General features: G+C 68.7%; 20 protein-coding genes. 9 read left to right on the forward strand and 11 right to left on the reverse strand.

What is annotated here, in order from left to right:
- The first annotated feature begins 2 nt into the window (after positions 1 to 2).
- Together OID54_RS32775 and OID54_RS32780 are read left to right on the forward strand one after the other, a co-directional pair.
- The gene (locus OID54_RS32775) at positions 3 to 1,958 is read left to right on the forward strand and encodes a fumarate reductase/succinate dehydrogenase flavoprotein subunit (RefSeq protein ID WP_329025522.1); all 1,956 of its coding nucleotides are present in this window, start codon (positions 3 to 5) and stop codon (positions 1,956 to 1,958) included.
- Positions 1,955 to 2,707 carry a succinate dehydrogenase/fumarate reductase iron-sulfur subunit gene (locus OID54_RS32780; RefSeq protein WP_329025524.1) on the forward strand — a complete coding sequence of 251 codons (753 nt, stop codon included), beginning with the start codon at positions 1,955 to 1,957 and terminating at the stop codon, positions 2,705 to 2,707. Before OID54_RS32775 ends, OID54_RS32780 begins: the two co-directional genes overlap by 4 nt.
- 114 nt (positions 2,708 to 2,821) lie before the next feature.
- Here OID54_RS32780 and OID54_RS32785 read toward each other — a convergent pair whose 3' ends face one another.
- On the reverse strand, positions 2,822 to 5,188 hold the full coding sequence (locus tag OID54_RS32785) for an excinuclease ABC subunit UvrA (protein WP_329025526.1): 2,367 nt from the start codon (positions 5,186 to 5,188) through the stop codon (positions 2,822 to 2,824).
- 194 nt (positions 5,189 to 5,382) lie between these two features.
- Between OID54_RS32785 and OID54_RS32790 the strand changes: the two genes are divergently transcribed.
- Entirely contained in the window at positions 5,383 to 5,874 is a 492-nt protein-coding gene (locus OID54_RS32790) for a phosphatase domain-containing protein (protein ID WP_329025528.1), read from the forward strand.
- A 230-nt stretch (positions 5,875 to 6,104) separates the two neighbouring features.
- Here the strand turns inward: OID54_RS32790 and OID54_RS32795 are convergent, their stop codons facing one another.
- Positions 6,105 to 6,320 carry a dodecin gene (locus tag OID54_RS32795; RefSeq protein WP_329025530.1) on the reverse strand — a complete coding sequence of 72 codons (216 nt, stop codon included), beginning with the start codon at positions 6,318 to 6,320 and terminating at the stop codon, positions 6,105 to 6,107.
- A 199-nt stretch (positions 6,321 to 6,519) separates the two neighbouring features.
- Between OID54_RS32795 and OID54_RS32800 the strand changes: the two genes are divergently transcribed.
- Positions 6,520 to 7,782: an extracellular solute-binding protein gene (locus OID54_RS32800; RefSeq protein WP_329027918.1), complete on the forward strand. Its 1,263-nt coding sequence runs from the start codon at positions 6,520 to 6,522 to the stop codon at positions 7,780 to 7,782.
- Positions 7,783 to 7,875: 93 nt separating this feature from the next.
- Here the strand turns inward: OID54_RS32800 and egtD are convergent, their stop codons facing one another.
- The 5 genes from egtD to OID54_RS32825 form a co-directional block, all read right to left on the reverse strand.
- The gene (gene egtD / locus OID54_RS32805) at positions 7,876 to 8,841 is read right to left on the reverse strand and encodes an L-histidine N(alpha)-methyltransferase (protein WP_329025531.1); all 966 of its coding nucleotides are present in this window, start codon (positions 8,839 to 8,841) and stop codon (positions 7,876 to 7,878) included.
- The gene (gene egtC, locus OID54_RS32810) at positions 8,838 to 9,593 is read right to left on the reverse strand and encodes an ergothioneine biosynthesis protein EgtC (protein ID WP_329025533.1); all 756 of its coding nucleotides are present in this window, start codon (positions 9,591 to 9,593) and stop codon (positions 8,838 to 8,840) included. The genes egtD and egtC overlap by 4 nt, the downstream gene beginning before the upstream one ends.
- Positions 9,593 to 10,906, reverse strand: coding sequence for an ergothioneine biosynthesis protein EgtB (gene egtB / locus OID54_RS32815; protein WP_329025535.1), 1,314 nt, complete (start codon positions 10,904 to 10,906; stop codon positions 9,593 to 9,595). Before egtB ends, egtC begins: the two co-directional genes overlap by 1 nt.
- Positions 10,903 to 12,198, reverse strand: coding sequence for an ergothioneine biosynthesis glutamate--cysteine ligase EgtA (egtA, locus tag OID54_RS32820; protein ID WP_329025537.1), 1,296 nt, complete (start codon positions 12,196 to 12,198; stop codon positions 10,903 to 10,905). The genes egtB and egtA overlap by 4 nt, the downstream gene beginning before the upstream one ends.
- A 323-nt stretch (positions 12,199 to 12,521) precedes the next feature.
- Positions 12,522 to 12,974: a type II toxin-antitoxin system PemK/MazF family toxin gene (locus tag OID54_RS32825; protein WP_329027920.1), complete on the reverse strand. Its 453-nt coding sequence runs from the start codon at positions 12,972 to 12,974 to the stop codon at positions 12,522 to 12,524.
- Positions 12,975 to 13,336: 362 nt separating this feature from the next.
- Here OID54_RS32825 and OID54_RS32830 point away from each other — a divergent pair, with 362 nt between their 5' ends.
- Both OID54_RS32830 and OID54_RS32835 read left to right on the forward strand, forming a co-directional pair.
- Complete coding sequence (locus tag OID54_RS32830; RefSeq protein ID WP_329025539.1) at positions 13,337 to 14,359, forward strand: LacI family DNA-binding transcriptional regulator; 1,023 nt, start codon at positions 13,337 to 13,339, stop codon at positions 14,357 to 14,359.
- A 120-nt stretch (positions 14,360 to 14,479) separates the two neighbouring features.
- Entirely contained in the window at positions 14,480 to 14,779 is a 300-nt protein-coding gene (locus tag OID54_RS32835; RefSeq protein WP_329025541.1) for a hypothetical protein, read from the forward strand.
- Positions 14,780 to 14,848: 69 nt separating this feature from the next.
- Here OID54_RS32835 and trxA read toward each other — a convergent pair whose 3' ends face one another.
- Complete coding sequence (trxA, locus tag OID54_RS32840; RefSeq protein WP_329025542.1) at positions 14,849 to 15,238, reverse strand: thioredoxin; 390 nt, start codon at positions 15,236 to 15,238, stop codon at positions 14,849 to 14,851.
- Between the two features lie 118 nt (positions 15,239 to 15,356).
- On the opposite strand from trxA, the gene OID54_RS32845 reads away from it, so the two are divergent.
- The 3 genes from OID54_RS32845 (at position 15,357) to OID54_RS32855 (ending at position 18,351) form a co-directional block, all read left to right on the forward strand.
- A complete protein-coding gene (locus OID54_RS32845) occupies positions 15,357 to 16,793 on the forward strand; it encodes a dihydrolipoyl dehydrogenase family protein (RefSeq protein ID WP_329025544.1) in 1,437 nt (478 codons plus the stop codon).
- 404 nt (positions 16,794 to 17,197) lie between these two features.
- Positions 17,198 to 17,821 carry a hypothetical protein gene (locus OID54_RS32850; protein ID WP_329025546.1) on the forward strand — a complete coding sequence of 208 codons (624 nt, stop codon included), beginning with the start codon at positions 17,198 to 17,200 and terminating at the stop codon, positions 17,819 to 17,821.
- Complete coding sequence (locus OID54_RS32855; protein ID WP_329025548.1) at positions 17,818 to 18,351, forward strand: excalibur calcium-binding domain-containing protein; 534 nt, start codon at positions 17,818 to 17,820, stop codon at positions 18,349 to 18,351. The genes OID54_RS32850 and OID54_RS32855 overlap by 4 nt, the downstream gene beginning before the upstream one ends.
- A gap of 172 nt (positions 18,352 to 18,523) precedes the next feature.
- On the opposite strand, the gene OID54_RS32860 is transcribed toward OID54_RS32855, so the two are convergent.
- The 3 genes from OID54_RS32860 to OID54_RS32870 form a co-directional block, all read right to left on the reverse strand.
- Complete coding sequence (locus OID54_RS32860; RefSeq protein ID WP_329025549.1) at positions 18,524 to 19,075, reverse strand: TIGR03086 family metal-binding protein; 552 nt, start codon at positions 19,073 to 19,075, stop codon at positions 18,524 to 18,526.
- Between the two features lie 495 nt (positions 19,076 to 19,570).
- Positions 19,571 to 20,494 (reverse strand): hypothetical protein, encoded by a 924-nt coding sequence (locus OID54_RS32865; RefSeq protein ID WP_329025551.1) that lies wholly within the window; start codon positions 20,492 to 20,494, stop codon positions 19,571 to 19,573.
- Between the two features lie 2 nt (positions 20,495 to 20,496).
- Positions 20,497 to 22,317 carry a diflavin oxidoreductase gene (locus tag OID54_RS32870; protein WP_329027922.1) on the reverse strand — a complete coding sequence of 607 codons (1,821 nt, stop codon included), beginning with the start codon at positions 22,315 to 22,317 and terminating at the stop codon, positions 20,497 to 20,499.
- Between the last annotated feature and the right edge of the window lie 3 nt (positions 22,318 to 22,320).

The raw sequence follows: 22,320 nt of genomic DNA on the forward strand, positions 1-22,320 counted from the left end.
ACATGAACGATCTGGACTACACCGAGTACACAACCGGTGAGCCGCTCTTCGACAGCAAGGCTCCCGACGGGCCGATCGCCGAGCGCTGGGACCGCCGCCGTTTCGAAGCGAAGCTCGTCAACCCCGCCAACCGCCGCAAGCACACCGTCATCGTCGTCGGTACCGGGCTCGCCGGCGGCGCCGCGGGGGCGACCCTCGGTGAGCAGGGCTACCACGTGGAACAGTTCTGCTACCAGGACTCCCCACGCCGAGCCCACTCCATCGCCGCCCAGGGCGGCATCAACGCGGCCAAGAACTACCGCAACGACGGCGACTCGATCCACCGACTCTTCTACGACACCGTCAAGGGCGGCGACTTCCGGGCCCGCGAGTCCAATGTGCACCGGCTCGCGCAGATCTCCGTGGAGATCATCGACCAGTGCGTGGCCCAGGGCGTGCCCTTCGCCCGTGAGTACGGCGGACTCCTCGACACCCGCTCCTTCGGCGGGGTCCAGGTCTCCCGCACCTTCTACGCCCGCGGCCAGACGGGACAGCAACTGCTCCTCGGCGCGTACCAGGCGCTGTCCCGCCAGATAGCCGCGGGCAACGTCAACATCCACCCGCGCACCGAGATGCTGGATCTGATCGTCATCGACGGACGGGCCCGCGGCATCGTCGCCCGCGACCTCGTCACCGGCGAGATCTCCAGCCACTTCGCCGACGCCGTGGTGCTGGCCAGCGGCGGGTACGGCAATGTCTTCTATCTGTCGACCAACGCCATGAACTCCAACGCCACCGCCATCTGGCGCGCCCACCGCCGCGGGGCGTACTTCGCCAACCCCTGCTTCACCCAGATCCACCCCACCTGCATCCCGCGCACCGGCGAACACCAGTCCAAACTGACCCTGATGAGCGAGTCCCTCCGCAACGACGGACGGATCTGGGTGCCCAAGGCACACGGCGACCAGCGGCCCGCCAACGAGATCCCCGAGGAGGAGCGCGACTACTACCTGGAGCGCATCTACCCCTCCTTCGGCAATCTGGTGCCGCGGGACATCGCCTCCCGTGCGGCGAAGAACGTCTGTGACGAAGGCCGGGGCGTCGGCCCCGGCGGACAGGGCGTCTACCTCGACTTCGCCGACGCCATCCGCCGCATGGGCCGGGCCAAGGTCGAGGAGAAGTACGGCAACCTCTTCGACATGTACGAGCGGATCACCGCGGAGAACCCCTACGAAGTGCCCATGCGGATCTACCCCGCCGTGCACTACACCATGGGCGGCCTCTGGGTCGACTACGACCTCCAGACCACCGTGCCGGGCCTCTTCGCCATCGGCGAAGCCAACTTCTCCGACCACGGCGCCAACCGCCTCGGAGCCTCCGCGCTGATGCAGGGCCTGGGGGACGGCTACTTCGTCCTGCCGTCCACCATCAACGACTACCTCGCCCGCGCCCCCCTGGGCGACAGCCCCGACGCCTCCCACCCCGAGGCGGCCGAGGTCATCGCCGAGACCGAGGACCGCATCAGGCTGCTGCTCGCCGTCGACGGCGACCGCACCCCGGACTCCTTCCACCGCGAGTTGGGCGAAGTGATGTGGGAGTTCTGCGGCATGGCCCGCACCGAGCAGGGGCTGCGCAAGGCCCTGGCACGCATCCCGCAGATCCGCGAGGAGTTCTGGCGGCGCATCAAGGTCCCCGGCGTCGGCGAGGAGTTCAACCAGTCGCTGGAGAAGGCCAACCGGGTCGTCGACTACCTGGAGCTCGCCGAGCTGATGTGCCTCGACGCCCTCCACCGCAGCGAGTCCTGCGGCGGCCACTTCCGCGAGGAGTCGCAGACCCCCGACGGTGAGGCGGCCCGCAGGGACGAGGAGTTCGGCTACGCAGCCGCCTGGGAGTTCAACGGCACCGCGGGCCCGCCCGTCCTGCACAAGGAAGACCTGGTCTTCGAGTATGTCCACCCCACCCAGCGGAGCTACGCATGAAGCTCAACCTGCGCGTCTGGCGCCAGCGCGGCGCCGACACCCCCGGCGCCATGGCCACGTACGAGGTCGACAACATCTCCGAGGACATGTCCTTCCTGGAGATGCTCGACACCCTCAACGAAGAACTCATCCTGCGCGGTGAGGACCCGGTCGCCTTCGACCACGACTGCCGCGAAGGCATCTGCGGTGCGTGCAGCCTGGTCATCAACGGTGATGCGCACGGCCCGGAACGCACCACCACCTGCCAGCTCCACATGCGTTCCTTCGCGGACGGCGACACCATCGACGTGGAGCCCTGGCGAGCGTCGGCCTTCCCGGTGATCAAGGACCTGGTGGTGGACCGGTCCGCCTTCGACCGGATCATCCAGGCCGGTGGCTACATCAGCGTGCCGACCGGTGCCGCACCGGACGCCCACGCCACACCGGTCCCCAAGGCCGACGCCGACTTCGCCTTCGAGCACGCGGAGTGCATCGGATGCGGGGCCTGTGTCGCGGCCTGCCCCAACGGCTCGGCGATGCTCTTCACCTCGGCCAAGGTGAACCACCTCAACATCCTGCCGCAGGGTGCACCCGAACGGGAGACGCGCGTCCTCGACATGGTGGCCACCATGGACGCGGAGGGCTTCGGTGGCTGCACCCTCACCGGAGAGTGCGCCACGGCGTGTCCCAAGGGCATTCCGCTGCCGTCGATCGCCGCCATGAACAAGGAGTGGCTGCGCGCCAACCGCAAGACCAGTCGCCGCTCATAGCCCCGAACGCCCGTGGCCGCTGTCCCTGGCTGCTCTCCCGTCGCCGTACGGGAAGCACGGTCAGCGATCCGCGGCGGCCCGGGTGCCGCGGTGGGCGTCGGACCGAGCAGGGTGTCAGGGGCGCAGCCGGGCCGCGAGATGGGGCGCGGTCCGGCTGTCGGCGGACGCCACCTGCTCCGGCGTTCCCGCGGCGACGATCCGACCGCCGACGTCACCTCCGCCAGGCCCCAGATCGATCACCCAGTCCGCGCCGGCGACCACATCCATGTTGTGCTCCACCACCACGACCGAATGCCCCGCATCGACCAGCCCGTTCAGCTGGTGCATCAGGACCAGGACGTCCGCCGGATGCAGTCCGGTGGTCGGTTCGTCCAGCACGTACAGCGTGTGCTCACCGCGCAGCCGTTGGAGCTCCGTGGCCAGCTTGATCCGCTGTGCCTCACCGCCCGAGAGCTCGGTGGCCGGCTGCCCCAACCGCAGATGGCCAAGTCCCACGTCCAACAGCGTGGTCAGGGCACGGGCGGCCGGGGGCACCTCACCGAAGAACTCCGCAGCCTCCTCCACGGAGAGGTCCAGCACATCCGCGATGCTCAACCCCCGGTAGTGGACCTCCAGCGTCTGCGGGTTGTAGCGAGCTCCCCGGCAATCGGGGCATGGAGCGTAGGTACTGGGCAGGAAGAGCAGCTCGACGGAGATGAAACCCTCGCCCTGACACGTCTCACAGCGCCCGCCCGACACATTGAACGAGAAGCGCCCCGCCCGATAGCCCCTTCTACGTGCCTCGTCCGTCTGGGCGAAGAGCTTGCGCACCACGTCGAACAGGCCGGTGTACGTCGCCAGGTTGGAGCGCGGGGTCCGCCCGATGGGTTTCTGGTCCACGAAGACCAACCGGCCGACACCGGGCAGGTCCGGAGTGATCGCCGACACCAGCGTGGACTTCCCCGAACCGGAAACGCCGGTGATCGCCGTCAGTGCGCCCAGGGGCAGTCTGGTCGTGACCGCACGCAGATTGTGCCGGGTCACCGGTCCGACGCGAAGCCACCCGGACGGCGTGCGCACGGTCGCACCCGGGGAAGCCGCGGCCGGATCCTCGAACTCGAAGAGGAAACGCCGGGTCACCGAATCGGCCACGGTCGCCAACTGCTGGGGCGGCCCGCTGTACACCACCCGTCCACCGTGCTCACCGGCTCCCGGGCCCACATCGACGAGCCAGTCCGCGCCGCGCATCACATCCAGATGGTGTTCCACCACGAACACCGAATTGCCCGCAGCCTTCAATCGCTCCAGAACCGTCAGCAGTGCTTCGGTGTCCGCGGGGTGCAGTCCCGCGGACGGCTCGTCCAGTACGTACACCACCCCGAACAGTCCCGAACGCAACTGTGTCGCGAGCCGCAGCCGTTGGAGCTCGCCGTTGGAGAGGGTGGGCGCGGCCCGGTCCAGGCTCAGATAGTCGAGGCCCAGTTCGACCACCGGGCCGATCCGCGACAGCAGGTCAGAGGTGAGCACCCGGACGGCCGCGCCGTCGGCCGTGGCCCTGAGCACCTCTGCCAGTTCGGTGAGGGGCAGCGTGGCCAGTTCGGTGATGGTCCGCCCTGACACGGTCACCGCGAGGGATTCGGGACGCAACCGCGCACCCCCGCAGGAAGGACACGGTGAACTGCTCAGGAACCGCTCGGCGCGCGCCCGCAGGGCCGTGCTCCGCGAATCCGCGAAGGTGTGCAGCACATGACGACGGGCGCTCGTGTACGTGCCCTGGTACGGGCGCTGGATCCGGCCGGCGTCCCGCACCGGGTGCACGGTCACCACGGGCTGCTCCGAGGTGAAGAGGATCCAGTCCCGGTCCTTCTGGTCCAATCGGTGCCAGGGCCGGTCGACGTCGTACCCCAACGCATCCAACACATCGCGCAGGTTCTTGCCCTGCCACGCCCCGGGCCAGGCGGCGATGGCACCTTCCCGGATGGAGAGGGCGGGGTCGGGGACCAACAACTCCTCACTGGTGTCGTGGACCACTCCCAGGCCGTGGCATTCGGGGCAGGCACCGGCAGCCGTGTTGGGGGAGAACGCATCCGAGTCCAGTCGCTCGGCGCCCGGCGGATAGTCGCCCGCGCGGGAGAACAACATCCGCAGGGAGTTGGAGAGGGTGGTGACCGTGCCCACCGACGAACGGGACGTGGGGGAGGAGCGGCGCTGCTCCAGGGAGACCGCGGGGGGAAGCCCGGAGATCTCACCGACCGCAGGCGCGCCCACCTGGTGGATCAGCCGACGTGCATAGGGCGCCACGGACTCGAAGTAGCGGCGCTGGGCCTCCGCGTACACCGTGCCGAAGGCGAGCGAGGACTTTCCCGACCCGGAGACGCCGGTGAAGACGACCAGGGCATTGCGGGGGATGTCCACATCGACATTGCGCAGGTTGTGCTCCCGTGCGCCGCGAACCCGGACGTACGGGTCCAGGGGCTCGGGCGCGCCGAAAGGGCTGTGCATATCGCCCTATTCTAGCTGTCGTCGCTGGTCAGGTCGGATCGGGGTCTTGCAGGGGTCTTGTAGAGGAGTGCGATTCACAGGGGGACGTCCCTTGCGAAGCCACCCACGAGGGCGCGTGATCGCAGCCGCTCGTACCGATGCGCCGGTACGTGCGGCATGGGCAGCAGAAGAATCCGAGTGCTTAGGCTGTCGGTGTGACACACGACGGCAGACCCCTGGCCATCTTCGACCTCGACGGCACCCTTGCCGACACGGCGCACCGTCAGCACTTCCTGGAACGCACCCCTCGTGACTGGGGTGCGTTCTTCGCCGCCGCATCCGAGGATCCACCGCTCGCCGAGGGTGTTCGGATCTGCCTCACCGCATCCGAGGACTGCGAGGTGGTGTATCTCACGGGCAGGCCCGAGCGGTGTCGCAAGGACACCGTGGCCTGGCTCTCCGCTCAGGGCCTTCCAGCGGGTGCGATCCATATGCGCCGCAACGGCGACCGCAGACCCGCCCGGACGGCCAAACTGGAGGTCCTCACCCGGCTGGGCCGCCAGCGCGAAGTGCGGATGCTGGTGGACGACGATGTGTTGGTGTGCCTCGATGCCCGGCGCGCGGGCTTTCGCGTCATCCCCGTCACCTGGGCCGTCGAGGCCACCGGTGAAGCCATGCGGCAGGCCCAGGGGGAGGGGCGCACCTGACTGCTCCGTCGGGCAACTTCCGGCTGTGCGTTGCGAGGAGACGCTCCGCGGGGGATTGCGGTTCGGATGCCGCGGGCCCAAGACCCTTGCCTTCCGAGGCGAGGTCGGGGGACCCGCACGGCCGTATGCCAACGGCATACGGCCATCGTCCGACTATTGTGCGCGACGGCTTCGGCTGCCCCGCCGTCAGGGCGACACCCTTCGGGCGGTGATGCCCAGCGGGGGCGCTCCTAGGAGTCGTCCTCCAGGCGGAAGCCGACCTTCAGACCCACTTGGTAATGCTCGATCTGACCGTCGACGATGTGACCTCTGACCTGTGTGACCTCAAACCAGTCAAGGCCGCGAACTGTCTGGTTCGCCCGACTGATCCCGTTGCGGATGGCCTGATCGACCCCTTCATGGGAGGTGCCGACAATCTCTGTTACCCGATAGATGTGATCCGACATAGACGTTCACTCTCCTCTCGCTACACTCTCTCCACACGCTCTCCACCGTGCCCCACCTGGAGGGTGTGCGCGAGATGTCAAAAGCTCGGGGCTTGACCGGCACTTTGGTGGACGATCAAAATCCAGCCACACCCGTGCGAGCCTGGAGCACGCTTCCCCCACCGGGTACAGATTCCATGCCCTTCGTTAGGTGAACGCTGTGAAAATCCGCCCACTCCAATCGTCCGTCGCACTGCTGTGCGCCGCTGCGCTCACTGGCTGCGGGCTCATACCGGGCACGGGATCTGAAACGCGCACCGTCCGGGTCTGGCTGATGAAAGACAGCGTCACGACGGAGTTCCTGGACCGCTTCACCAAGCAGTACAAGAAGGATCACCCGTCGGTGAAGTTGGAGATCACCTTCCAGGGTTGGAACGGCATCGGTGAGAAGGTCAACGCAGCGCTCAGGAGCAAGGACGCTCCCGAGATCATCGAGGTCGGCAACACGCAGGTCGCCCAGTACGCGGAGAGCAAGGCGCTCACCGACCTCACGCTGGAGTCCGTCCGTGACCTCGGTAGCGAGGACTGGTTGGACGGTCTCGCCCAGCCGGGGAGCATCAACGGCTCGCAGTACGGCATTCCGTGGTACGCGGCCAATCGCGTGGTGATCTACAACAAGGACATCTTCGCGGAGGCGGGCGTCAAGAAGCTGCCCAAGACCCGAGCGGAGTGGCTGGAGCTCTCCGAAGACCTCAACCGCGACGGCAACCAGGGGATCTATCTCTCCGGTCAGGACTGGTACACCCTGGCCGGCTTTATCTGGGAGAACGGCGGGGAACTCGCCGAGGAGAGCGCCGGCTCATGGGAGGGCACGCTCGACACCCCCCAGGCGCTCAAGGCCATGGACTTCTACCAGAAGCTCCAGTCCCACGGCGACGGACCGAAGGCGTCCGACGAGCGCACGCCGGCGCAAGAGGGCGTCTTCGCCACGGGCAAGGTCGCCCAGATGATCTCGACGCCGAGTTCGACGGCCATCATCGAGAAGACCAACCCTCAGTTGAAGGGCAAGCTCGGCTACTTCTCCGTGCCTGGCATCGCCGCCAACAAGCCCGGCGCCGTCTTCATCGGCGGTTCCGACCTCATCATTCCGGAGCGGGCGAAGCAGCGCGGTGCGGCCATCGACGTGGTCTCCGCACTGGCCAGCGAGCACTGGCAGAAGGACCTCGCCCGCACGATGAACTACGTGCCCAACAAGAAGTCGCTCGCCGGGCTCGTCGCGAACGGCCCGGAAAGCGCCGCTGCCATGGCGGCCGGAGCACGTGCCAAGGGCAGCAAGGCCACCCCCAACTCCGCGCAGTGGGCCGATGTCGAGGCCAACAACCCGATCAAGGCGTACATGACAGCCGTACTCACGGGCACCGATCCCAAGAAGGCGGCCACCGCCGCCTCCCGGACCATCACCTCGCTGCTGACGCCCGGCTAATCGTCCCGGACGAGTCATCGCCCCCGTAGGGGCGTCCGAAGCGGAGACGGGGAGGGTGGGCCCGGCACGGCACACCCTCCCCGGCAGCCCCCGTCAGGTCGCTGCGGTGGCCAGTGAGAGGGCGAACCTGCCCGCGGAGTCGGTCCACCACTCGGTGAGCTCCAGACCAGCCGCCGCCAGTTCCCGACCCACCCCCTCCCTTCGGAACTTCGCCGACACTTCGGTGCGCAACTCCTCGCCCTGCTCGAAGGAGACCGCGAGATTCAGCTCCGGGATCTTCACCGTCAGGTCGGAGCGCGCCCGAAGACGCATTTCGATCCACTCCTCCTCGCGGTCCCACAGCGCCACATGGTCGAAGTCATCGGGATCGACATCCGCGCCCAGCTCACGCGCCAGAACCCGCAGCACGTTCTTGTTGAAGTCGGCGGTCACCCCGGCAGCGTCGTCGTACGCACGCACCAGCACGTCCTCGTCCTTGACCAGGTCCGTGCCGAGCAGCAGTGCGTCACCCGGGTCGAGGAGAGCCCGCACCGAGCGGAGGAAGCGGGCCCGCTCAGCCGGGAGGAGGTTCCCGATCGTGCCGCCGAGGAAGACGACCAGCCGGGGCCCGGGCGTACCGGGCAGCGCCAGCCCCCGGGTGAAGTCCGCGATCAGCGCATGCACCTGGAGCTCCGGACGCTCGGCCAGCAGCGACTTCGCCGCGCCGGTCAGTGCGCTCTCGCTCACGTCGACCGGGACATAGCTCTGGAGGTCGGGCAGCGCGTCCAGGAGGTGGCGCGTCTTCTCGGACGAGCCCGACCCCAGCTCCACGAGGGTCCTCGCCCCGGTCGCCGAGGCGATCGCGGGCGCCCGTTCGATGAGGATCTCCCGTTCGGCACGCGTGGGGTAGTACTCGGGCAACCGGGTGATCTCCTCGAACAGCTCGCTGCCGCGGGCGTCGTAGAACCACTTCGGCGGCAGCTCCTTGGGTGTTCGAGTCAGACCGTGGAGCACATCGGCGCGCAGGGCGGCGTCCGTGGCGTCCTCGGGCAGGGTTCGGGTCAGCAGGAACGGGCTCACGAAGGGCGCTCCTTGAGGGGGGAGAGGAGAACTTCGGCACGGGTGGCGACCAGCAGGGTGCGGTCGGGGACCTCGTGCCAGTGAGGATCGTCGTCGTACGGCTCCGAGGCCACCACCGTGCCCCGCTGCCGCCCGGTTCGGTACCAGAGTGAGTCACCCCAGGCCGTCGCCGCGATGGCCGTGCCGTCGGTGAGGAGGAAGTTCAGCCGGGACGAGGGGGCGGCCTCCGCCACTTCGGTGACGGTGTCGGCCAGTGCCTGGCCCAACTCGTCGCCGTCCCGCAGCCGGTGCAGCACCAGCGCCCACAGCAGGGCGGCGTCGCAGCGTGCCTCCAACTGGAGCAGTTCCCGTGGGGCGAGCGCAGCTGCGAGCGGGACGAGGGAGTCGGGCCACCCCCGGGCCACGCCGTTGTGGCTGAACAGCCAGGGGCCGTGGGCGTAGGGGGCCGCAGCCGCCTCGCCGTCGGCACCGGCTTCGGTCGCATCGCGCACTGCTGCGAGCAGCGCTTCGGAGCGGACCACCCGGGCGAGGTCGATGAAGGAGACATCGGCCCAGATCGGGCCGGGGCGCCGATAGCGCGCGGGCGTCGGATCGCCGGCCGCGTACCAGCCGACACCGAATCCGTCTGCGTTGACCGTTCCATTGCGCTGCCGGCGCGGGGCCCAGGACTGTCGCAGCAGTCCATGGGGCGGCCGGATCAGGAGTTCCTCCCAGGCGAGCGGCGGCCCGAGGTAGGCGATGTGCCGACACATCAGGCGCCCGCCTCCCCGTGTCCCGCATCCCGTGCGGTGCGGAATCCGGCGAAGATCTGCCGCCTGGCCGGTAGGTCCCAATTGCGAAAGGTGCCCCGACATGCGACCGAGCCGACCGCGAAGGACCCTCCGCGCAGCACCTTGTGCTCACCGCCGAAGAACACCTCGGAGTACTCACGGTAGGGAAATGCGACGAAACCGGGATAGGGGAGGAAATCGCTCGCCGTCCACTCCCACACATCGCCCATCAACTGTCGGACGCCGAGCGGCGAAGCCCCGCCCGGATAGCTGCCGATGGATGCCGGCCGCAAATGCCGCTGTCCTAGATTGGCATGGAGGGGAGTGGGGTCCTCGTCGCCCCACGGGAAGCGGCGGGAGCGACCCGCCGCCTCGTCATGACGGGCCGACTTCTCCCACTCCGCCTCGGTGGGCAGTCGGCGACCGGCCCAACGGGCATAGGCGTCGGCCTCGTACCAACTCACATGCAGTACGGGCTCGTCCCGTGGCACCGGCTCGGTCACACCGAAACGACGGCGCAACCACTGCCCGCCCTCCCGGTGCCAGAACAGTGGTGCGGCGATGTGGTGCCGTTGGATCTGCTCGAATCCTTCGGCCGCCCACCAACGAGGGTCACCGTATCCGCCGTCCGCCATGAAGGCGAGATAGTCACCGCAGCTCACAGGCGTGGTGTCCAGCCAGAAGGCCGGCAGGTCACGCAGGTGCGCCGGGCGCTCGTTGTCCAGCGCCCAAGGCTCGGTGGAGGTGCCCATCGTGAACGGCCCCGCGGGCACCAACACCTCGCTCGGCAGCCCGTGGGTGCTCCCGTGCGGTGGGGCGGGAGCCACCAGGGCGGCGGGTCCGGTGCGCAGTTGGTGGGTGATCAGCATGGTCTCGTCGTGCTGTTGCTCATGCTGGGCGATCATTCCGAATGCAAAGCCCGCCTCGGTCAGCGGAGCGCCCTCCATGGGGATGTGCTCCAGGACGTCCAACACCCTGCCGCGTACGTCCGCGGCGTATCCACGAGCCTCCGAAGGAGGCAGTAGCGGGAGGCTCGGACGGGAGGCACGGGGATGCTCGAAGGCGTCGTAGACGGAGTCGATCTCGGGGCGCAGCGCTTCCCGCCCGCCCACCGTGCGCAGCAACCACTGCTCCTCCTGGTTGCCGATGTGGGCCAGATCCCAGACCAGGGGGGACATCAGCGGCGAGTGCTGGGCGGTCAACTCGCCGTCGTCGACACAGTCCACCAGGGTCGCGGTGCGCGCCCTGGCGTCGGTCAGCGCTGCGAGTGCGCGCTGCCGCAGTTCGTCGGTCATCGGCCCGGCTCCTTTCCGCAGACCCCTGCGGCGGGCCGCACCGAGGGAATGCGCAGGTCGTCCGCTGGACATCGCCCTCGCAGGACGTAGCGCTCGTGGAAGGCGGCGACCGCGTCGCACACTGCGGTGGAAGCGCCGATGCGCGGCAGTGCTTCCAGGGCGGTGTTGAAACAGCTCACGGCGGTCGCCCGCAACTCGGGATCGGCCAGGCCCAAGCGCGCGGCGTTCAGCCACAACGGATTGGTCGGCGCCGGTTGCGTCCCCGCGTACTCCGCCAGCGGCTTGACCGTGCGGTAGACGGTCTCGGCCGCTTCGGGGTCGTCGAAGAGCGCCGTGACCACGGCGAGGGGCACCACCCAGCCGTCGGGGCCCGACTGGGCGTCGATCATCCGCAGTTCGAGATGGCCGCGGGGCCGAACAGGTGGGAAGAGGGTGGTCAGGTGGTAGTCGAGGTCCTTCCGGGTCGGTGGTCGGTGCACGCCGGTGCGTATCCAGTCGCGGAAGCTGAGCGCCGTGGGACGGTGCCAGGGCACCGCTTCCTCCCGTACGCACATCACCGGTGCGTCCAGGACGTGGGAAGCCCAGGCCGCCCGCGGTTCCCGATGCAGTGGCGGGGAGACGGGACGTATCGCATCGAGTTCGGCCCAGATGGCCTGACGGGTGGAGCGCCAGCCGGTCCAGCGGCCCTCCCGGGCGGGAGAGTTGGCGAAGGCCGCCGTGAGGACCGCACCGAGGAGATGGGCCAACTGCCAGCGTCTGCCGTGTCCCAACGGTCCCGGCTCCTCCTCACCCGAGTCCAGACACACCTGGATCGAGGCGGAGGTGCACATCATGGCCCGTCCGGACGGCCCCGTACGGTCCAGATACGCTTCCATGGCGTCATAGCGCGGATCCCGCAGCACCCTGCGCGGGGTGTGCCACGGGTCGAGGCCCAGTCCGGTGAGGGTGAGTCCGGCCCGTCGCAGAGTGTTGCGCACGGTGTGCAGATCGGCGGCGACGGAGTCCACACACTCCATCAGCGAGCCGGCGGGCGGGGAGCTGAGCTCCAACTGGCCACCCGGCTCGAAGGTGAGTGCCGAGTTCAGTGCGAGGGACCGCACTCGATCGTGGGCTGCGGTGAGACGGTCCGCCGCAACGGGGTGCCGAGGGTTGCGCTGATCATGAATAAGCCATTCCAGTTCCACTCCTACCGTGCGGGGTGGACCGTTCTTGAAGCAGATGCACCGCAGGAGGTCTTCTGCTTCCTGTTCCTCGATCGGCCGGCCGTATCCGCTGGCATCAGGTGGTTGCATGATCGGCTCCTCTTTCGAAGGCTCTCTCAACCTAAAGCCACGGTCGCCGCTTCGCACAAGAGTGCTTTTGTGACCCCTGGGGCTGCTGTGGCGCTCTGACTCTTCTTGGGAAAATGATTGCTCCCCATTTCGGAGGTCGTCCACGATGGGTGCCACGCCCGCACTGTTGTGGGCCATCGCCCGCGGAACGGGACGATTGACAAGACAAGTCGCGATTCCATCAGTGGCCATCGAGAAGTGGCGATTTCGACCGAGGTCGCCTGTGCCGAGCCCACGGCCCCCGGTCCTTGTGGCCGCGGACAGCGACCGCACCTGCCCGGCCGTCAGTGCCAGCCGTAGCGCTCGCGCAGTGCGCCCACCACTCGATCGAACCGCGACCGGTCCAACGCGCACGCCTCCCGACGCATGCCGTCCGGATGCACCCTGAGCACCCGCTCCAGACCGACCCAGGACGGTCGCCCGGCACCGTCCCACCGTCCTGCCCCGATCGGCACCCAGTCGCGGTCCCGGTCGTGCGGTTTGCTCGACAGCTGTACGGCCAGGAGGGTGCCGGCCGACTCCCGCGCCACGATCAGGACCGGACGGTCCTTGCCCCGCCCGTCGCCCTCCGCGTAGGGAACCCAGGTCCACACCACCTCGCCAGGGTCGGGATCACCGTCGCGATCGGGTGCGTACGAGGTGCGCACCCGGCCGACGGAAGCCGGATCGGCCTCCGTGGTGGTGGAGCGGCCCGTTCGACCCGGCACCGATGGGGGTGCGGTGGCAACGGGAGGCACCGGCCGTGAGGCGGTGGACGAACGAAACCAACGGACGAGACGCGGTAGAAGATTCACCCCGCCACGGTAGGCCCGCCCGGGCCCGGCAGCCGACACCGCCCACACCAGGGTTCAGAACCGCCGTCGAGCGGCCACCGCACAGGGCCCACGTGCCCTGCCCCGCGTACGACCCACGACCCCACCGAAGGGGCGATCGCCCGCTGCCGAGCCCGATCAACTCTCCACGGGTCGCCCAGCCCTGCCGTCGTCACACCTCCCCCCACCACGGCCCGCTGCACCCCCCGACCACGGTCCGTAGGGAGTTTGAATCCAGCCATCCGCCGTCACATCTGAAAGGATGTTCTGGAAAGATGCCCAGGGCGATGAGCCAGACACCCAAGCAGTCCGCAGAGCACTCCGTTCCCACCAGCGCCGATGTCGCCCGGTTAGCCGGAGTCTCCCGGGCCACCGTCTCCTACGTCCTCAACAACGCCTCGGCCGTGCGCATCAGCGATGCGACCCGCCGTCGGGTTCGCGCGGCAGCGGAGGAGTTGGGCTACGTTCCCCATGCCGCCGCCCGCAGTCTGCGGGCCGGACACACCCGCATGGTGCTGCTCCCCACGGCCGCCTTCCCATCAGGCCCGCTGCACAGTCGGTTCCTCCAGGAACTGCAAGGCGCATTGCGACAGCTGGACTACACCGTCGTCCAATACGACAGCCTCGGCCTCGACGGCGGCGAAGCGGTGCGCTCCTGGGCCGAATTGCGACCCGTGGCGGTGGTGGCCCTCGGCGAGGCCGGACTCACCCCACAAGGCGTCGGGCTCCTACGACGTTCGGGTGCCAAAGCGGTCATCACGCTTGCGCCCGCAACCATCGAAGGCGCGCACTCCCTCGTCATCGACCAGAGCGGCATCGGTCGTTGCGCAGCCACCCATCTCCTTCAGCGTGGGCGGCGCGCTCTCGGCATCGTCCTCCCGAGCGAACCCGGGCTCGACATCCTCGGCCAACACCGGATCGACGGCGCGCGCCAAGCGATCGCGGGCACCGGGGCACGCATCGAGCCGTTGCCCCTGTCGTACGACGAGGAATCCGCGAGCGCGCTCGCCGTCCGTTGGCGCACCCTCGGCCTTGATGCGGTCTACGCGTACAACGACGACTACGCCATGCTGCTGATGAGGGCCCTGCAGGACCAGGGCATCGACATCCCCCGCGAAACCGCCGTGATCGGCGCGGACGACCTCCTGCTCGGCAGACTCCTCAGACCCCGGCTGAGCACGGTGCACCTGGACATGATCGCCGGAAACCAATTGGCCGAACTCGTCGACCGGGCCGTCCGCGAGCCGGACTCGCAGCCGGGGACCCACTGGGTGATGGAGGCGCGGGCCGTGCATCGGGAATCGAGCTAGCCGGGGGCCTCACCAGACCAGTGCAACGCCGGCCCTGCAGTCCCACGGTCCGCGACGGATGCGATGGACTCTTCTGGCGACGATGTGCACATCCAGACCGGAGTGCCTAGCGTCGCCTCCATGAACGCGGCCGAAAGCGGACCACATCCGCAACGCTTTGAGATCCTGATCGTGCCGGAACACGTCAACGGACTGGCCAACGCCGACCTGGCCACGGCCGCCATCCGTGCGACGGTCGTCACCGCCACCGGCGAACGCGGAGCCTCCGGCTATCCGCGCTACGCGGGCAATGGCGTCGTCGCCGACATCGACCCCGCCACCCAAACGGTGGAGGCCCTCCTCGTGGACGGTGCGGAGTTGGACTACGGCCTCTCCGCGCGTGCGGTTCCCCACGACCCCCACCACACGCCACTGAACTGAGCCGGAGTCGGCCGCGGGCACAGAAGCCCGCAGCCGCCCTCCGCCCGCCGGGTACTGCGGGACAAACCCTTAGGAGCCCTCGCCCGCCGCTGCGGCCTTCGCCTGAGCGTCCTCCACGGACTTGCGCACCTCATCCATGTCCAGCCCACGGGCCTGACCGATCACGTCCTCCAGCGCGGCCTCGGGCAGCGCGCCCGGCTGGGCGAAGACGGCGATGTTCTCGCGCACGATCATCAGGGTCGGGATCGAACGGATGTCGAAGGCCGCGGCCAGCTCCTGCTGTGCCTCGGTGTCGACCTTGGCGAAGACGAGGTCGGGGTGACGCTCGGCCGCACCCTCGTACACGGGCGCGAACTGTCGGCAAGGGCCGCACCACGAAGCCCAGAAATCGATCAGGACGAAGTCGTTCTCCGACACCACCTGGTCGAAGTTCTCCTTGGTGAGCTCGACAGTGCTCATGATTTCTTACCTCTCGGATGGATACGGTGGGCTCGCCCCGGACAACCGATCCCGGGGGCGCGCTATTCCACCCCCTGCCCGTGTGGCCAGGAGCCACACCCGGCACCAGACTGTCCCTATGACGACCGAACCTGTGGAGTACGACGTCGTGGTGCTGGGCGCAGGGCCCACCGGGGAGAACGTGGCGGACCGGCTGCGCGCCGGGGGCCTGAGCACGGCGGTCGTGGAGAGCGAGCTGGTCGGGGGCGAATGCTCGTACTGGGCGTGCATGCCCAGCAAGGCGCTGCTACGACCGGTGATCGCCCGGGCGGAGGCCCGCCGGGTACCCGGGCTGAGGCAGTCCGTGCAAGGGCCGCTCGACGTGGCTGCTGTCCTTGCACACCGTGACCAGGAGGTGTCCCACTGGAAGGACGACGGCCAGGTGTCCTGGCTGGAATCCACCGGCGCCCACCTCTATCGCGGACGCGGTCGGCTGGAGGGCCCGAAACGAGTCGTGGTCGAAGGGCCCGACTCGGAGCGCCGTGTGCTCACCGCACGACACGCCGTGGCGGTGTGCACGGGCAGCCGGGCCCTGCTGCCGGATCTGCCCGGTCTGGTGGGTGCGAAGCCCTGGACTAGCCGCGAGGCGACGAGCGCCACCGAGGTGCCCGCTCGGTTGACCGTCGTGGGCGGCGGGGTCGTGGGTGTCGAGATGGCGACCGCCTGGCAGGCGCTCGGCTCACAGGTCACCCTGGTTGCCCGTGGTGACCTGCTGCTTCCCCGGATGGAACCCTTCGTGGGACAGCACATCGCCGATGCACTGAGCGAGGCCGGCGTCCGGGTGCTGATGAACACCGGGGTGACCGCCGTGGAACGCGAAGGCGGCTCCGGCCCGGTGACCGTGGTGGTCGAGGGCGGAGAACGGATCGAGGCCGACGAGGTCCTCTTCGCCACGGGCCGGGCGCCGCGCACCGAGGACGTGGGGCTGGACACCGTGGATCTGCAGCCGGGGTCCTGGCTCTCGGTGGACGACAGTTGTCGAGTCGAGGGCAGTGACTGGCTGTACGCGGTGGGCGATGTCAACCATCGTGCACTCCTCACGCACCAGGGCAAGTACCAGGCCCGGATCGCGGGAGCGGCGATCGTCGCGCGGGCCCAGGGCGTACCCCTGTTGGAAACCGACCGTTGGGGCGCCCACAGTGCGTCGGCCGACCGCTTCGCCGTACCGCAGGTGGTCTTCACGGACCCGGAGGCAGCCGCCGTGGGCCTTTCCCTCGCGGAGGCGGAAGCGGCAGGTCACCGAGTGCGCGCGGTCGACTACGAAATCGGCTCCGTGGCCGGCGCGGCCCTCTATGCGGACGGCTACCGCGGTCGGGCCCGGATGATCGTGGACCTGGACCGACAGATCCTGCTCGGTGTCACGTTCGTCGGCCCCGGTGTGGGCGAACTCCTCCACTCGGCGACGGTGGCCGTCGTCGCGGAAGTGCCCATCGACCGACTCTGGCACGCTGTTCCCGCCTACCCCACGATCAGCGAGGTCTGGTTGCGACTGTTGGAGACATACAGGGAGGGGTAACCCCCGCTGGGTTTGGATCGGCAGCTCGGCGAGGTCGTCCGACAGCGTCGACCGGCGCTGGTGGCGGGCTTGGGGTGCGTCGGGCGCAGTGTGAGCGGGCGGGGCGCCCATAGAGGCCGGTGCTCCGCCGGACGGTAGGGCGACCAGGCCATGTGCCTGTCACAGACACGAGAACGGCTATGGCCATCGCCGTTCTCGTGTCTGTTGTCTGTGTTCGGGGCGCGCCCGTGCCCGGTGCTGGTCTGCGTGCGGATGGGCCCTCTTCGTATGGACAACAAGCCTCCGCTCCCTGCTCGTTGATCTCGGAGCGGTATCGATCCCTTCGTCCGCCTCATGCGGTAGACGACGATCTGATTATCTTGTCCATTCTTGAACAATCACGTTCCCCGGAGTCCGTTTTGGCCATGCCCGCATACCCGCCGCCCGTCGGCCCACCCCCGCCCTCCAACCAGCTCAACGGGAAGCAGAAGGCCACGCTCGGTTGCGGCGGGTTGCTCTTCTTGGCCCTGGCTATCGGGCTTATCGGAGCTGCGATCTCCCCCACCCCACGGACGGTCACCAAGTCGGTGGCAGGGCCCGCGGTCACGAAGTCGGTGACGGTGACTGTCACTCCGGAGGTCAAGGCACCTGCGACGCCGACTCCGTCGAAGAAGCCGACACCGGTCGCGACCACGAAGGTCGCCGCGACACCGGCCGCGAAGGCGGTCGCGAAACCCGCGGCGATAGCGAACCCGAAGACGACCCCGGCAAGCCCGACGCCGAAGAAGCCCCCGGCGCCGACTGCTGCTGCGAATGTGGAGACCAGAGCCCTGCCCAACTTTGTGGGGCAGCAACTCCAGGCGGCTCAGGACGCGGCTCAGGCCGCGGGCTTCTACCTGCTCACCTCGCACGACGCGACCGGTGCGGGCCGTATGCAACTGCTGGACCGCAACTGGAAGGTCTGCTCCCAGAGCCCCGCTCCTGGATCGGTCGATCCCTTCGAGACGGTCGACTTCGGAACCGTCAAGATCGAGGAGTCCTGCCCGTGAGCAATCCTCCCCAACCGTACGCACCGACTCCGCCGCCTGCTGCGGGAGGTGGCACCTCGCTCGACGGGAAGCGGAAGACCCTGTACGGCTGTGGCGGCATGGTGGCCATCGCCTTTGTGCTCGCCTTGATCGCCGCGGCGTGTGCACCCGACGAAGTAGTGAAGACCAAGGCCGTCCCCGGCCCCACGATCACGGTTACGCGCACCGTCACCGCCCCTCCGCCGGCGCCCCCGGCCACGACTCCGGCAACGGAATCGTCTCCGGCAACCGCAACAACGGCACCGTCTCCCGAACGCGAGGAGGCCAAGCCGAACAAACCCAAACCCAAGCCAAAGCCCAAACCGAAGTCCAAGTCGACGCCGAAGACCACCGGTTCCGGTGGGTCCACCAGCACGGGCGGGGGCGGTGGGAACGTCTACTACAAGAACTGCACGGCGGTTCGCGCCGCGGGTGCCGACCCCATCCGCACGGGCGATCCCGGGTACGGCTTCCACCTCGACCGGGACCGCGACGGTATTGCCTGCGAGTAGGGCCTAGCCGGGCGGCATCACACGGTGGGTGACCGGTACGGGGGCCAGTCCGCATCCTCGTACCGGTCAGTCGTCCGTGGTCCCCTCGGGGCCATGCGCTACCAAGCCCGCGTCACCCGTGCACTGTTGTGGGTCGCGAGATGGTCGGTGTGCGGCATCTGCCGGGGTCGCATCAGACCTGTCGCCCCAGGAAGTTGAGCAACCGCGTCTGAGGGACCGCATCGGCAGCGGAAGAGTACTTGGCACCGAATGCGCCCGGTACTCGAATGTCGTCGTCCTCGGGGACCAGTGTCGCCATCGCGACCGATACCCCTTCGGCATCCAGGGTTTCGCCCTGCCCGGTCGCCCGGGCGAGATCCCAGGTGTGAATCAAGGTGTCGGCGCACGCCATGCGTTTCACGAATTCCTCGAACGGAATGCATCCGAACTCTGCACCCAGCAGGGTGTTCGCCCTCCTCTGATCGTACAGAGAGGCTTTGACAACACCAGAAGCCGACTGCCACGCCCGGAGCAGGTCTTCGTCAGGGCCGGGCGGGCCGTAGGCCGAATCGTCGAGTCCTGCAACGGCTCTCCGATGGTTGGAGATGACGTGCGCGGCGACGTCCCAGGCGGTCCAACCGGGACAGGGGGAGGGCTGATCCCATTTCTCGGGCGGGCAGTTCTCGATGAGATGTCCGAAGCGGTAGGCGATTCGCCCGTACAGGTCTTGGATGCTGGATTCCATTGCTCTCCCCTGCTTTCCCAGATTGCTGACGCTGGTGCTGGAGCGAATGCTCTTTCGGAAGGAACAGGGCGCTGATCGAAGGGGCCTGGTGCCCCGCGTCGAGCGGGGACGGACCGGGGGAGCGGATCACGGGGTATCGCCTGTCCGGACGGCCACAGTTGTTCTGAACGGTGATCGCCCAGTCGTGCGGGAGATCACGGTACCGTCCCCTGGTCCGCTGATCAGGGCCTTCAGGGAAGCAGGCAGGACCGAGGCGATAGCGCAGTGGTTGTGAGGGGTGATGGATCGGGCGGCTTCGAGCGGGAGGCGTCAGCGCGTCCGGGGACTTTCGGTGCTCTGCTCATGTGCCGAGAGGGACGTCGACCCGAGGCCACCACTGGCGGCTCGGCGACCGCCGCAGACACCAAGTCGTTGTTGAACGGGGGCCATCGTGGTCGATCGTGGTCGATCGGGCAGCCGCGATCCGATCGATCGGATCGCGGCCGAAGACGATCCCTAGGCGTCGGGCAGCGATGCCGCCAGGTGCTCCCACGCCGTGTGCACGTGCTCCCCGACCATGCCCAACTGGGTGATCACCGCGACGCAGCGCCCGGCCTCGTCATCGAGTTCGATCGCCGAGGTCGCGCCGTGCGCCGCCGTGGAGCGGACGAGATGGCAGGCACGGACACCCGCGAGATCGATCTGCACCGAACTCTCCGCGAACGCGGCGAACACCCTTCCACCGACGGTCTGGTCGGTGACGTGCACCCGACCGCTGTACGCCTGCATGGCTGCCGGGGCGAACACCGCTACGCCGATCGGCAACCCAGCGGAGCAGACGTGCTCCAGCACCGCGGGCAGGACGCCGACATCGATGACGCGGTGCTCGCCCCGGTACCGGTCGAAGCTCGCGCGCCGGGCTGTGCCACCGTCCACGAGGATCGTGTCGAGTTGCGCGAGTTGGTCGCCGTTCTCCCACGCAGGCGACTCGGGGACCGTGGACCCCTTCGGGAACAGCGCGCCGATGTCGGGCGCACCGACGAGCGAGACCAACAGCCGGTCCCCCTCGGAGAGCAGCTTCCCCTGGTGCACGGTCCGGCCGCTCGCGTCGAGCAGTCGCAGAGCGACCGCGCCGGAGCTCTTGTCCCGTACGACCAGGGCCGATGCGACCCCTTCGCCATCGACGCGCAGGGCGATCGAGCCCGGTTGGACGGTGAACGCTTCGCCGCGCAGGCTCGGCACCGCGTAGTTGCCGGCCTGCTCGATCCGTGCGACCGGCCCGCCCGTCACCGCCTGGACGTACTGGAGCAGCGTCAGACAGCGCGCGAGCTCCGGCATCCGCGGGTCGATCAGCCGTACGGTGCTGTTGCGTCTGCCGCAGAGTTCCTCGAACGCGCACTGGCCTTCGCCGTTCCCGTGCTCGGGATGGTGGTTCGTCATGCTCAGTACACATCCCGTACGTAGCGTTTCGCCCGGCGCAGATCCGCCAGGTATTGTGCCGCATCCTCGTCGCCACGTCCGCGCTGTTCGGCGATCACACCCAGCAGCGCCGCCTCGACGTCCTTCGCCATCCGGGAGGCGTCCCCGCAGACGTACACGTACGCACCGTCCTCCAGCCATACGTACAGTTCGCGCGACTGCTCGCGCATCCGGGTCTGCACATAGACCTTCTCGGCCTGGTCGCGCGAGAACGCGAGGTCGAGCCGGCTGAGCACGCCCTGCTCACCGAGTCGGGTGAGCTCGTCCTCGTACACGAAGTCGGTGCCGCGGTGCTGGTCGCCGAAGAACAACCAGTTGCGTCCGGTCGCACCCCGCGCGGCGCGCTCGTGGAGGAAGCCGCGGAACGGCGCGATCCCGGTACCGGGGCCAATCATGATCATTGGGGCGTCGTCGTCCGTCGGGACGCTGAAGGAGGTGTTGGCCTGGAGGTAGATGCCCACCATCCCCTCCGTGTCGCTGGGGGTCGTGACGTTCGTGGCATGCGTAGTGTTCATGGCAGCCTCCCCGATCCGGTCCGCGAGATAGGTGGAGGCGACTCCTTCGTAGCGACGGTCCGGGCTGCCGTACCGCACCGACGCGACCGTGAGGTGGATGCGATTCGGGTGGGCCAGCGGACTCGACGAGATCGAGTACTGCCGTGCCTGGAGCGGCCTGAGGAACGGCAGCAGTTCATCGAGTCCCGGTGCGGCGGACCCGGCGTCATGGAGCAGGTCGAGCAGGTCCCGGCCCCAGAGCCAGGAGTCGAGGTCGGACCGGTCGCCGTGTGCGACGACCGAGGCAAGGTCACTCGACGGGGCACGCTCGACGAGGTCGGCGATGAGGTCCTTCGAAGGAGTGCGGATCTCGCGTTCGGTGCGCAGCACATCGGCGAGCGGTCGACCGTCGACGTCCTCCTCACCGCTCGCACCGAGCTGCGCCAGGAGCGCACCGACGAGCGCGTCGTCGTTGACCGGCATCACGGCGAGCGCGTCCCCCGCCGCATAGGTGATGCCGCTGTCGCCGAGGTCGAACTCGTAGTGGCGGATCTCCTTCGCACTGCCCGGCGCCGACAGCAATTCGTTCACCACGAGCCGGGAGCGGTACGGGTTGCGCTTGTTCCAGGGGGAGCGGGTCTTGGGGGCGGCGCCTGTCGCACCGGCCGTGCCCCCGCCGCCCACCGCTGCGGGCGTACTCGTCGCCGTCGCGCCGGTCTCCGCGGCGAGCAGGTCGAGTACCCCGGTCGTCCAAGCCGCGGCGGGCTCTTCGAAGTCGACATCGCAGTCGACGCGTCCGTGCAGACGGACGGCGCCGAGCTGCTCCAGACGGGTGTCGATGAGCTTCGCGGCCCCGCAGAAGTCGTCGTACCCCCGGTCGCCGAGCCCGAGGACCGCGTACCGCAGACCCTCCAGCCGGGGTGCTCCATCGGCCTGGAGCGCTTCCCAGAACAGTCCGGCGTTGTCGGGCATCTCGCCCTCGCCGTATGTGGAGGTGACGATGAGCAGGTGGGACATGGCGGTGAGTTGCTCGGGCGTGATCTCGTCGAGCGCGGTGGCGATCCCACCGAGACCACGGGCACGGGCACCGGCGACGATCTCGCCGGCGAGGAACTCGGCGGTCCCGGTCTGGGTGCCGAACAGGACGTCGATCGTCGCCACGGGAGCGTCGCCGGCCGTGGCGTCCTGCCGACCGGCCGCTGCGATGCCGGCGATGAACCCGGCGAGCCACGCCTCCTGTTCGGCGGAGAACGGGGCGTCGGCCGGGATGAGGGACCCGGTCGGGGACATGAG

Origin of the sequence: Streptomyces sp. NBC_00690, from assembly GCF_036226685.1 — a bacterium.
Classification (GTDB): domain Bacteria; phylum Actinomycetota; class Actinomycetes; order Streptomycetales; family Streptomycetaceae; genus Streptomyces.

What these genes read in the sequence shown, in the direction of transcription:
- egtB (WP_329025535.1), bottom strand. Translation starts at nt 10,906, where the DNA reads ATGACCGACGAACTGCGGCAGCGCGCACTCGCAGCGCTGACCGACGCC.
- OID54_RS32850 (WP_329025546.1), top strand. Translation starts at nt 17,198, where the DNA reads ATGCCCGCATACCCGCCGCCCGTCGGCCCACCCCCGCCCTCCAACCAG.
- egtC (WP_329025533.1), bottom strand. Translation starts at nt 9,593, where the DNA reads ATGTGTCGGCACATCGCCTACCTCGGGCCGCCGCTCGCCTGGGAGGAA.
- OID54_RS32775 (WP_329025522.1), top strand. Translation starts at nt 3, where the DNA reads ATGAACGATCTGGACTACACCGAGTACACAACCGGTGAGCCGCTCTTC.
- trxA (WP_329025542.1), bottom strand. Translation starts at nt 15,238, where the DNA reads ATGAGCACTGTCGAGCTCACCAAGGAGAACTTCGACCAGGTGGTGTCG.
- OID54_RS32780 (WP_329025524.1), top strand. Translation starts at nt 1,955, where the DNA reads ATGAAGCTCAACCTGCGCGTCTGGCGCCAGCGCGGCGCCGACACCCCC.
- OID54_RS32835 (WP_329025541.1), top strand. Translation starts at nt 14,480, where the DNA reads ATGAACGCGGCCGAAAGCGGACCACATCCGCAACGCTTTGAGATCCTG.
- OID54_RS32845 (WP_329025544.1), top strand. Translation starts at nt 15,357, where the DNA reads ATGACGACCGAACCTGTGGAGTACGACGTCGTGGTGCTGGGCGCAGGG.
- OID54_RS32795 (WP_329025530.1), bottom strand. Translation starts at nt 6,320, where the DNA reads ATGTCGGATCACATCTATCGGGTAACAGAGATTGTCGGCACCTCCCAT.
- egtA (WP_329025537.1), bottom strand. Translation starts at nt 12,198, where the DNA reads ATGCAACCACCTGATGCCAGCGGATACGGCCGGCCGATCGAGGAACAG.
- OID54_RS32870 (WP_329027922.1), bottom strand. Translation starts at nt 22,317, where the DNA reads ATGTCCCCGACCGGGTCCCTCATCCCGGCCGACGCCCCGTTCTCCGCC.
- OID54_RS32865 (WP_329025551.1), bottom strand. Translation starts at nt 20,494, where the DNA reads ATGACGAACCACCATCCCGAGCACGGGAACGGCGAAGGCCAGTGCGCG.
- OID54_RS32785 (WP_329025526.1), bottom strand. Translation starts at nt 5,188, where the DNA reads ATGCACAGCCCTTTCGGCGCGCCCGAGCCCCTGGACCCGTACGTCCGG.
- OID54_RS32830 (WP_329025539.1), top strand. Translation starts at nt 13,337, where the DNA reads ATGAGCCAGACACCCAAGCAGTCCGCAGAGCACTCCGTTCCCACCAGC.
- OID54_RS32860 (WP_329025549.1), bottom strand. Translation starts at nt 19,075, where the DNA reads ATGGAATCCAGCATCCAAGACCTGTACGGGCGAATCGCCTACCGCTTC.